7 protein-coding genes and 1 pseudogene are annotated in these 10,055 nt (G+C 72.4%); 5 read left to right on the top strand and 3 right to left on the bottom strand.

Features of this window, described 5'->3' with window-relative positions:
• Together P1P70_RS33565 and P1P70_RS33560 are read right to left on the bottom strand one after the other, a co-directional pair.
• Positions 1–179: pseudogene (locus tag P1P70_RS33565) on the bottom strand (sortase-dependent protein); the annotation flags it as partial.
• A 472-nt stretch (positions 180–651) separates the two neighbouring features.
• Positions 652–4,929, bottom strand: coding sequence for a molybdopterin-dependent oxidoreductase (locus P1P70_RS33560; protein ID WP_319244541.1), 4,278 nt, complete (start codon positions 4,927–4,929; stop codon positions 652–654).
• Positions 4,930–5,410: 481 nt separating this feature from the next.
• Between P1P70_RS33560 and P1P70_RS33555 the strand changes: the two genes are divergently transcribed.
• The 4 genes from P1P70_RS33555 (at position 5,411) to P1P70_RS33540 (ending at position 8,248) form a co-directional block, all read left to right on the top strand.
• A complete protein-coding gene (locus tag P1P70_RS33555; RefSeq protein WP_319244539.1) occupies positions 5,411–5,800 on the top strand; it encodes a cell division protein SepF in 390 nt (129 codons plus the stop codon).
• Positions 5,801–5,994: 194 nt separating this feature from the next.
• On the top strand, positions 5,995–7,164 hold the full coding sequence (locus P1P70_RS33550; RefSeq protein ID WP_319244537.1) for an ATP-binding protein: 1,170 nt from the start codon (positions 5,995–5,997) through the stop codon (positions 7,162–7,164).
• 97 nt (positions 7,165–7,261) lie between these two features.
• Complete coding sequence (locus tag P1P70_RS33545; protein WP_319244535.1) at positions 7,262–7,579, top strand: nucleotide pyrophosphohydrolase; 318 nt, start codon at positions 7,262–7,264, stop codon at positions 7,577–7,579.
• Between the two features lie 192 nt (positions 7,580–7,771).
• Positions 7,772–8,248, top strand: coding sequence for a DUF6099 family protein (locus tag P1P70_RS33540; protein ID WP_033525220.1), 477 nt, complete (start codon positions 7,772–7,774; stop codon positions 8,246–8,248).
• A 267-nt stretch (positions 8,249–8,515) separates the two neighbouring features.
• Here P1P70_RS33540 and P1P70_RS33535 read toward each other — a convergent pair whose 3' ends face one another.
• Entirely contained in the window at positions 8,516–8,683 is a 168-nt protein-coding gene (locus P1P70_RS33535) for a hypothetical protein (protein ID WP_177261818.1), read from the bottom strand.
• Positions 8,684–8,921: 238 nt separating this feature from the next.
• Here P1P70_RS33535 and P1P70_RS33530 point away from each other — a divergent pair, with 238 nt between their 5' ends.
• A complete protein-coding gene (locus P1P70_RS33530) occupies positions 8,922–9,845 on the top strand; it encodes an LLM class F420-dependent oxidoreductase (protein ID WP_319244532.1) in 924 nt (307 codons plus the stop codon).
• Positions 9,846–10,055 lie beyond the last annotated feature (210 nt).

The raw sequence follows: 10,055 nt of genomic DNA, 5'->3' as shown, positions 1-10,055 counted from the left end.
ACCCCCGCCACGGACCACCCGTCGGAGTCCGTGGCGGGGGTGGACGGGGCCGGGGTCGCCGCCTTGGAAGCCTCCTGCGGTACGGCGGTCGGGCTCGTGTCGTCGGCGAGCGCGGGCAGCGCGGTCGCCAGCACGGCGGTGAAGGCGAGTGCCGCGGCACTGAGGAAGGTTCGGCGCATGGGTCGCTCTCTCTGGTCGGGTCTCTGTCGAACGGCTCCGTGGGCCGCCGCCCGGCCGGTTGCCCGGTCTGGGGCGGCGTCACGTACCGAGCGGAGAGACGAGACAGCGGCGGAACGCGTTGTAAAGAGATGGCAAAGTCACGTGTGGCGACTCGTGCACGTCCCCATCCGGAGGGGGAGCGGCGTCCACCGAGGCGGTGCGGCCGGCCCGCGAACTGCGCCCGGACCTAGGGCTCTTCTGATGGATCTCCGCGGCGTCACGACGCCCGGCACGCACGCTCGCCGCACGGCGTGAAGGGCCAGGTGGCTCCGCCACAAGACCCTGCACGCCGCACGCCGAGCGTGCGCTCCCCCACTCTCGGCTCCGCTCGAGCGGGAGGGACCCCCACGACGCCGCTCCTTCCTCCACGGAGATCCATCAGAAGAGCCCTAGCGGTGTTCGACCGGGTCCGCCTCGCGCGCCGGCACCCGCTCAGTACACGTCGCGTACGTACCGCTTCTCCGTGGCCAGTTGCTTCACGTACGCGGCCGCCTCGTCCTCGGTCAGTCCGCCGTGCGTGATCGCGATGTCCCGCAGGGCCCGGTCGACGTCCTTCGCCATCCGGGAGGCGTCACCGCACACGTAGAAGCGGGCGCCGTCCTGGAGCCAGTGCCACAGCTCCGGCCCGTGCTCGCGCATCCGGTCCTGGACGTAGACCTTGGCACGCTGGTCACGGGAGAAGGCGGTGTCCAACCTGCTGAGCACGCCCGAGTCCTGAAGGTCCGTCAGCTCGTCCTGGTAGTAGTAGTCCGTCGCCCGGTGCTGCTCCCCGAAGAACAGCCAGTTGGGTGCCCGGTGGCCGAGGGCCCGCCGTTCCTGGAGGAAGCCGAGGAAGGGCGCGACGCCGGTGCCGGGACCGACCATGATCATGGGGGTCACGGGGTCGGCGGGCGGCCGGAAGTGCGGCGAGCGCTGGACGAAGACCGGCACCTCCAGGTCCGCCTCGCCGTCCGCGAGGAAGGGGGAGCAGACCCCGCCGCGCGGACGCCCGCGCAGGTTCTCGTACCGCACGACCGACACCGTGAGCGAGATGTGGTGCGGGTCGACGAGCGGGCTCGACGAGATCGAGTACAGGCGGGGCTGCAGCTTCCTGAAGACGCCGGCCCATTCCTGGGCCGAGGCCCGGACGGCGAACTCCGCGACCACGTCGACGGCTTGCCGCCCCCAGGACCACTGGGCCAGCCCGTCCTTGTTGTCCGGACGCATGAGCTTCTTCAACTCCCGGTTGTCCCGCGTCCGTTCGGCGACGAAGCGGAGCAGGTCCGAGGTGATCCGGGTGATGTCGAGATGCCGGTGCAGCGCCTCGGCGAAGGGCACCTCGCCCACCCCGTCGACGGTCACGGGAGTCGAGCCGTCCAGGCCGGTCACCGCCAGCCATTCGGCGACCAGGCCGAGGGAGTTGACCGGCCGCACACCGAGGGCGTCGCCCGCCTCGTACGACAGTCCCGTCCCGCTGGTGTCGAAGGTGAACCGGCGCACCTCCTTGCCCGCTCCGGGCAGACTCAGCAGCCGGTTGCCGACCAGCCGGGCGGCGGCGGGCACGGGGCGCGCGGAGCGGGGGGCGGCGGGCGGTGACGAGGGCGCGATGACCCGGGGAGCGGCGATGGTCGCGGAGCCCTGCGGTGTTGTTCCCGCAGCTGTGGGCAGGCCGCCATCAGCGCCCTCGCTCCCGTCCGTCCCCCTGCCGAGCGCGGTGATGACCTGGCCCAGCCAGGCGTCCGCCGACGGTTCGTAGTCCGGCTCGCAGTCCGTGCGCGGGGCGAGCCGCACCCCGCCCAACTCGTCGAGCCGGGCGTCCAGTCGGCGGCCGTGCCCGCAGAAGTCGTCGTACGAGGAGTCCCCGAAGGCCAGCACGGCGTAACGCACGCCGTCCAGGCGGGGGGCCTCCTGCCGGGACAGCGCGTCCCAGAACCCGGAGCCGTTGTCGGGAGCGTCGCCGTCCCCGAAGGTACTGGTGATCAGCAACAGGTCGGCGTCGAGCGGCAATCGGTCCGGCGCCGCCTCGTCCATCCCGACGAGCGTCGCCCGGTGCCCCGCCGCCCCCAGATGTTCGGCGGCCGCCGTCGCGAACTCCTCGGCCGTCCCTGTCTGCGAGGCCCACAGCACGACGACCTCGCGTCCGGCGGGTTCGACCGAGGCGGGTGCCGCGCTCGGCGCCGCCGTCCGCGAGTACATCCCGGCGAGCACGCCGTTCACCCACACCGCGTGCTCGGGCGCGAACGGCGCGTCCGCCGGCAGCACGGGCACCCCCTGCACCCCGGACCCCAGCCCGGCGAGGAACCCGGTGAGGTACTGCCGCTCCTGGGCGGAGAGGACGGGCGGCGGCGAGGGTTCGAGACCGAACGGGTTGGCGGCCGGGGCGACGGCGGACGGCACGGTCACCGCCGCCGGTACGGGGGTGGCCTCCGGTACCGGGACCGACGTCGGGGTGGGCACCGGCACGGACGCCCCCGTGGGTTCGATGCCGGCCGGCGCCGGAACCCTCGCCGGTGCCGCCACCTTCGCCAGGGACACCGCGCACACCTTCAACTCGGGCTGGAACGACAGCGGGTCCACCGCGTCGCTCGTCACCGCGTTGATGCTCAGGTACTCCCCGAAGAGGTCGTTCCAGTGGAAGGGCGCGAACACGCACCCGGGCATCACACGGTCGGAGACCACCGCCGGAAGGACGGCCCGCCCCCGCCGCGAGGCGACCTCCACCGAGTCCCCGTCCTGGACGCCCAGTCCACGCGCGTCCCGAGGGTGCACCTCCACGAACGGCCCGGGGTTCAGCTTGTTGAGCTTGGCGACCCTGCCGGTCTTCGTCAGGGTGTGCCACTGGTGCTGCAGCCGCCCGGTGTTGAGCACGAACGGATAGTCGTCGTCCGGCATCTCGGCGGGCGGCAGGTGCGGGCGTGCGTGGAACACGGCCCGGCCACTGGCCGTGGGGAAGAGCAACCCCCGCCCCGTCGCGCCCTCGCCGCCCGCCGCGCCGTCATCGTTCGCGTCCCCGGCACCGTTCGCGACCCCGTTCGCCACCACGTAGCGGATCGGATTGCGCGCCGGCCCGTCCTCCGAAGCCGCGGGCCACTGCACGGACCCCGACCGCAGCCGGTCGTACGTCACACCGCGCAGATCCCACCCGGTCTTCGGGTTCCACGCCTGCTTGATCTCCTCGAAGACCTGCTCGGCGCTGTCGTACGCGAAGCCCTTCTCGAAGCCCATCTCACGGGCGACGGCCGCGATGATCCGCCAGTCGGCCATCGCCTCGCCGGGCGGGTCGGCGGCGGGCGCGGCCAGCGTGAGGTTGCGCTCGCTGTTGACGAGGACGCCCTCGGACTCGGTCCACAGCGCACCGGGCAGCACTACATCGGCGTACGCGTTGGTCTCGGTGTCCGCGAAGACGTCCTGGGTGACGACGAACTCCGCGGCCTCCAGCCCCTCGATCACGGTCCTGCGGTTGGCGACCGAGGCGACCGGGTTGGTGCAGATGATCCAGCAGGCCTTGATCTCCCCGTCGGCCATCTTCTGGAACATCTCGACCGTGCCCTTGCCGACACCGTCCGCGCGCAGGGAGTCCGGCTCCAGTCCCCACAAATCCTCGACGAAGGCCCGCTCCTCGGCCACGAGCACGGACCGCTGACCGGGCAGGCCCGGCCCCATGTAGCCCATCTCGCGGCCGCCCATCGCGTTGGGCTGGCCGGTGAGCGAGAACGGCCCGCTGCCGGGGCGGCAGATCGCGCCGGTCGCCAGATGCAGATTGACGAGCGCGTTGGTGTTCCAGGTGCCGTGCGTGGACTGGTTGAGCCCCATCGTCCAGCAGCTCGTCCACTCGGCGGCCTCGCCGATCAGCCGCGCGGCCGCGCGGATGTCGTCCGCCGGGATGCCGGTGATCTCGGCGACGGCGTCCGGCGCGTAGTCGGCGAGGAAGTCGGGCATCGCCTCCCAGCCCTCGGTGTGGGCGGCGATGAAGTCCGGGTCGGTGTGCCCGTTCGCGTGCAGCAGGTGCAGCAGTCCGTTGAGGAGGGCGAGGTCCGTGCCCGGGCGTATCCGGAGGAAGAGGTCGGCCTTCTCCGCCGTCGCCGTGCGGCGCGGGTCGACGACGATCAGTTTCGCGCCCGCCTTGACCCGGTCCATCATCCGCAGGAACAGGATCGGGTGGCAGTCCGCCATGTTCGAGCCGATGACGAGGAAGACGTCCGCCCGGTCGAGGTCGTCGTAGGAGCCGGGCGGGCCGTCGGCGCCCAGCGACAGCTTGTAGCCGGTGCCGGCGCTCGCCATGCACAGCCGGGAGTTCGACTCGATCTGGTTGGTGCGGATGAAGCCCTTGGCCAGCTTGTTCGCCAGGTACTGGGCCTCCAGGCTCATCTGGCCGGAGACGTAGAAGGCGAACGCGTCGGGCCCGTGCTCGTCGATGATCGCGCGCAGCCGCCGGGCGGTCTCGGCGATCGCGTCGGAGACGGGCGCGGGCACCGGTCCGTCCCCCCGGTCGTCCCGCACGAGGGCGGTGGTGAGGCGGCCGGGCGCGGCGAGCAGGTCGGCGGTGGTCGCGCCCTTGGTGCAGAGGCGGCCGAAGTTCGCCGGGTGGGACTTGTCGCCGGACGCCTTCAGGACCGTGCGCCGGCCGTCGGGGCCCATCCCGACGTCCAGGAGCATGCCGCAGCCGACACCGCAGTACGAGCACACGGTCCGCACCTGGGTCGTGGTGCTCTGCGGGCCCTGTGAGGCCACGGGCGGCCCCTCTCTGTCGGCGTCCGGGGTCTCCGGTCGGTCGTCCGTTCGGTCGTCCGGTCGGTCCACCGGGCGCTGTCGGTGCGGTGGCCGGCGCTGTCCGGCGTGCCGGCCGTTCGCTGTCCGGCGCGATGGCCGGTCTGCGTCCGGTCGACATCCGGCACAGCGTCCGGTCGGCGTCCGGTCGGCGTCCGGTCGACGTCTGGTACGGCCGCCGGTCGGCCTCCGCTCAGCCGCCGGATCGCCGGCCGGCAGGCTCGATCGTACGAATTGCCCGTTACGCCTGTGTCACATGATCCGATCATGAGGCGTTACGCCCGCCACACACGGCCGCGCGAGGGACTGTGAGGGCGGGTTCGGGCCGTCGGTCGGGACACAGGTGTCGCGGTCCGTGTCGCTGTTGGGCCGAACGGGTGACCATGCGTAAGAATTGGCTGATGCAGTCATTCAGTGCGAGCCAGGGGGGAGGCCGGTGAACAGGGTGAACAGCCACGATGTCACCGACGAACAGTGGGAGGGGCTCGCCCAGGTCGTGCCGCTGCGGGGCCGGGACGCCTGGCCGTCCGCGGTCGGCCACCGGACCATACCGGAAGCCGAGACCGAGGCCCGGCGCCGCTTCGTGGTGCTACGTGTCAACGTCTTCGCGGACGCCCGAGAGGTGGCGGAGACGCTGATGGCGGGCGTTCCGGTGCTGCTTGACCTGTCGGGCGCCGAGGCCGACACCGCCAAGCGGGTGCTCGATTTCAGTACGGGCGTCGTCTTCGGCCTGGCGTCCGGGATGCACCGGGTCGACCGGAACGTGTTCCTTCTCACGCCACCGGGAACCGAGGTGCGGGGCCTGATGGAGGGCGCCGGGATCCCGGGGGTGTGACGCTCGGGGCCCCACCGGCTCGATTCGGCGCTGCGGTTCGGGCTCGCCCGGGGTCGAGGTTCGGGGTGCGCCCTGCCCGCAGGGCGCTCTCCCTGTGGCAGGGCGCCCTCGTTGCGGGTGGGCGCTCCCTCGATCGTAGGAAGATCCACTCGGCGGAACGGTTTACCTGCGGGGCGGGCACCTAGTGTCCGCATATGACCGTGTCATCCCTTTCGCCGTCGGTGTCCGGCGTGGACGCCGGGGCGCGTCCGGAGCGGCCGAGCGTCACCGAACTCCGGCTCTCCGCCTTCGCCGGGCACCGGAACGCCTTCCTCCCGCTCGGCCCGCTGACCCTCCTCGCGGGGCGCAGCGGCAGCGGCAAGACCACCGCGCTCAGGGCGTACGAGGCGCTGGCCGGGCTCGGTGGGGGCGCCCGCCTCGACGAGGCCTTCCCCGACCCGCCGGGCTGCGTCCCGGAACGGGCCCGTCCCGACGCGCAGCGGCGCCGGGGCTTCCGTATCGGCTGCACCGCCGACGGCCCCGAAGGACCCGTGCACCTCGACATCGCCGTCCAGGCCGAGCCCGAACTCCGTGTCGTGGGGGAGCGGTTGACGTGCGGCGGGCTCACCCTGCTGCAGACGGCGCTCGTCGACCCGAGCCGCTCCGTGGTCCAGGCCGCCTGGCACACCGCCGGCTCCTCACCGGTCACCCGCGGCCCCCTGCCCGACGACCGCCTCGGCACCGCGCTGCTCCCGCTCCGCGTCGCGGGCAAGACGGACGGTCAGCGCCGGGTCCTCGCCGCCGCCGAGCAGATGGTGGTCGCCCTCCGCTCGGTCTACGCCTGCGACCCCCGCCCCGGCCGGATGCGCGCCGCGGTGCCGCTCGGCTCCGGACGGCTGCTCCGCGGCTGCGACAACCTGGCCGACGTGCTGTGGCGTACGCGGACGGAGTGCGGCCGACGGCACGCGCTGCTCGTCGGTGCCGTGCGTGACGGTTGTGCGGGGCCGGTCCTCGATCTGCTCGCCGAGCCGCTGCGGGACGGCGCGGTGCGGGCGGTGCTGGACCGGGGGGACGGCGTGCGGACGGCCCTGGGCCTGCTCGGGGACGGTGAGTTGCGGTATCTCGCGCTGGCCCTGGTGCTGTTCACCGGGCCCGGCGTGCTGGAGGTCGACCAGGCCGCGGAGGTGCCGGCGGCCCTCCAGACGCTCACGGTCCTCGCCGACGGTTTCGACCGGGCCCTCGACCCCCGGCAGGCGGGGGAGTTGGTGCGGCTGGCGGCCCGGATGTGCGAGCGCGGGCACATCCGGCTCGTGGGCGCGGTGAGCGACGCCTCCTGGGCCGCCGGAGTGGCGGGGGTGACGGTGGTAGACCTGAACCGTGAATGATCCTGAATCCGAAACGGGCCATGACCCTGGATCCGAAACGGGGCGAGGTCCTGGACCCGAAACGGGGCGAGGTCCTGGCCCTGAGCGGAGGCCGGACGTGGCGGCGCTGCAGCGGCGGCTCGCCGAGTTCGCCGCCGCCCGCGACTGGCAGCCCTTCCACACGCCCAAGAACCTGGTCTCCGCGCTGAGCGTCGAGGCGTCCGAACTCGTCGAGATCTTCCAGTGGTTGACGCCCGAGGAGTCGGCGCGCGTGATGTCGGATCCGGAGACCGCCCACCGCGTCACGGACGAGGTGGCCGACGTACTCGCCTATCTGCTCCAGCTCTGCGAGGTCCTGGGGATCGACCCGTTGTCAGCGCTGGATGCGAAGATCGACCGCAACGAACGGAGATTTCCGGTAACGGGGGAGCGTTGAGGACGCTCGACGCTGAGCGCTCCCATCCGGTTGTCACTCTCCGGAGTTGAAGAGTTGTCCACAGCCGACTTGTTATCCACAGATTTCGGGCTTCCTCTGGCTTTCTGTCTCAGCGGCCCTCACTGTGGGTAATGAACAGGCAGGAGTTCGGGCGGACGTGTGAGAGCGCGTCGGGAAAGTCGGGGGCAGCGCATGGATGCGGTGCGGCTCATCTTCGCGAGCAGGCGTGCTCTGGCGGGCAGCGTCGAGGGACCTCAGATCATGGCGGAGGCATGGCAGTCCTATGCCCTCGCCCAGGCGATCGGGAGCCGCCTCGCGGTCTCGGGACCTCCCGAACTGCGCGGTGAGGCCCTGGGGTTGACCGAGCTGGCCGGCAGCGGCTGCGGCATACTCGGCGCCCCGCCGCTCGGCGTGGGTGATTTACGCGCCGCCCAGCTCACCGAGTTGGGCGACGCCCACGAGTCGCTGCTGCGGCTCGGGGGCCTGCTGGGCGAGGTCGGCATCGCGCTCGTGGGTCTGGCGAGCGGGGCGGACGACGAGGCGACGTACTGGCAGTGCATGGAGGCGATCGACGCGGCGGACGAGGCGCGGGACCGGGTGCTGGAAATGCTGCGCCGACTGGCGGTGAGAGACCAGGTGCTCTCGGAGAGAGACGCGGCGGCGGGGTGAGGGGTTCGGCCGCGAGTGGTTCGTGATTGCTCACGAGCTTTCCCGCGGGCTCGAAGGAAGGGGTGCCCTCTGTTCTGCAAGGGGCGCGGGGGACTGCGCGACCAGCCCCCACCCACCCGCAGCCGAGCGACTCACCTCAGGGAACCGAAGGGTGTCGAATGGGTCGAAGGGGTCGAAGGGGTCGAAGGGTGTGCAGCCCCTGAACACAGCGAACGCCCGGCCGGGAAGGCGCGGCCGGGGCCGGGGTTCGTGGCTCGGAGCTCCGGCTCAGGCGGGTTCGCTCTCCTCCGCGGCAGCGGCCCGCGGCGCGGAGAACTCCGCGTCGAGCTGGGACAGGTCCGCGTTCAGGGCAGCCATCAGCTCCTCCATCTGCTGGAGCAGACCCTTCGGCTGCGCAGGCACGGCAGCCTGCTCCGGCACGGCTTCCTGGGACATGTGACGGCCTCCTCGGCCCTCGCCCCCGAGGGGGCACGTGGTGCGCTCGCGCCGGCAGCGGACGCCGGCGGCGGGTGCCGGGCGGTCCGGCTCCTCCCGAGCAACGATCACCGTTCCGGCCGGTCACTGACCCCGTCCGTCCCGGGCGCCGGGTTGACGGATTTTCACCCGACCGTGGCCCCAAGGCGCCGGTGGGACCGGTGCCGTTGACCGGGCGGTGAGCGTGCAGGATGGAGGCATGGATCTTCGCATCTTCACCGAGCCCCAGCAGGGGGCGACCTACGACACCCTCCTCGCCGTCGCCAAGGCCACCGAGGACCTCGGATTCGACGCCTTCTTCCGTTCCGACCACTACCTCCGCATGGGCTCCTCGGACGGCCTGCCGGGCCCCACCGACGCCTGGATCACCCTGGCCGGACTCGCCCGCGAGACCAAGCGCATCCGCCTCGGCACCCTGATGACTGCAGGAACCTTCCGCCTGCCGGGTGTGCTCGCCATCCAGGTCGCGCAGATCGACCAGATGTCGGGCGGCCGGGTCGAACTCGGCCTGGGAGCGGGCTGGTTCGAGGAGGAGCACAAGGCGTACGGGATCCCGTTCCCCAAGGAGAAGTTCGGGCGGCTGGAGGAGCAGCTGGCCATCGTCACCGGCCTGTGGGCCACCGAGGTCGGCAAGACGTTCTCGTACGAGGGCACCCACTACCAGCTGACCGACTCGCCCGCGCTGCCCAAGCCCGCACAGGCCAAGCTGCCGGTCCTCATCGGCGGCCACGGCGCGGTCCGTACCCCGCGGCTCGCCGCGCGGTACGCCGACGAGTTCAACATGCCGTTCGGGTCGCTCGAGGACAGCGAGCGCCAGTTCGGCCGGGTCCGTGCGGCCGCCGAGGAGGCGGGCCGCAAGGGCGACGACCTCGTGTACTCGAACGCCCTGGTCGTCTGCGTGGGCAAGGACGACGCCGAGGTCGCCCGCCGCGCCGCCGCGATCGGCCGTGAGGTCGACGAGCTCAAGGCCAACGGCCTGGCCGGCTCCCCGGCCGAGGTCGTCGACAAGCTCGGCCGCTACCGGGCCATCGGCTCCCAGCGCGTCTACCTCCAGGTGCTCGACCTCGACGACCTGGACCACCTGGAGCTGATCTCCGGCCAGGTGCAGTCCCAGCTGTCGTAGGGCGGACGCGTCCCGCGCCCTGACCGGGGCGCGGGACGGCACCGTCCACGGCGCCCGGCTCCCGGCCCTGCGCCTCCGGGCCCTGCGCCTCCCGGCTCTCGCCTCCCGGCTCTCGCCTCCCGGCTTCCGGCCCCCAGGCTTCCGGCTTCCGGTCCCTGGCGCCTGGCGCCTGGCGCCTGGCGCCAGGGACCGGAAGCCGGAAGCCTGGGG

The organism is Streptomyces sp. MB09-02B, from assembly GCF_033794485.1.
GTDB lineage: Bacteria > Actinomycetota > Actinomycetes > Streptomycetales > Streptomycetaceae > Streptomyces.
This window is presented reverse-complemented; position numbering and strand designations above follow the sequence as displayed.

Excerpts from the sequence above, each read along its gene's own strand:
- P1P70_RS33535 (WP_177261818.1), bottom strand. The coding sequence starts at position 8,683 with ATGTCCCAGGAAGCCGTGCCGGAGCAGGCTGCCGTGCCTGCGCAGCCG.
- P1P70_RS33550 (WP_319244537.1), top strand. The coding sequence starts at position 5,995 with ATGACCGTGTCATCCCTTTCGCCGTCGGTGTCCGGCGTGGACGCCGGG.
- P1P70_RS33530 (WP_319244532.1), top strand. The coding sequence starts at position 8,922 with ATGGATCTTCGCATCTTCACCGAGCCCCAGCAGGGGGCGACCTACGAC.
- P1P70_RS33540 (WP_033525220.1), top strand. The coding sequence starts at position 7,772 with ATGGATGCGGTGCGGCTCATCTTCGCGAGCAGGCGTGCTCTGGCGGGC.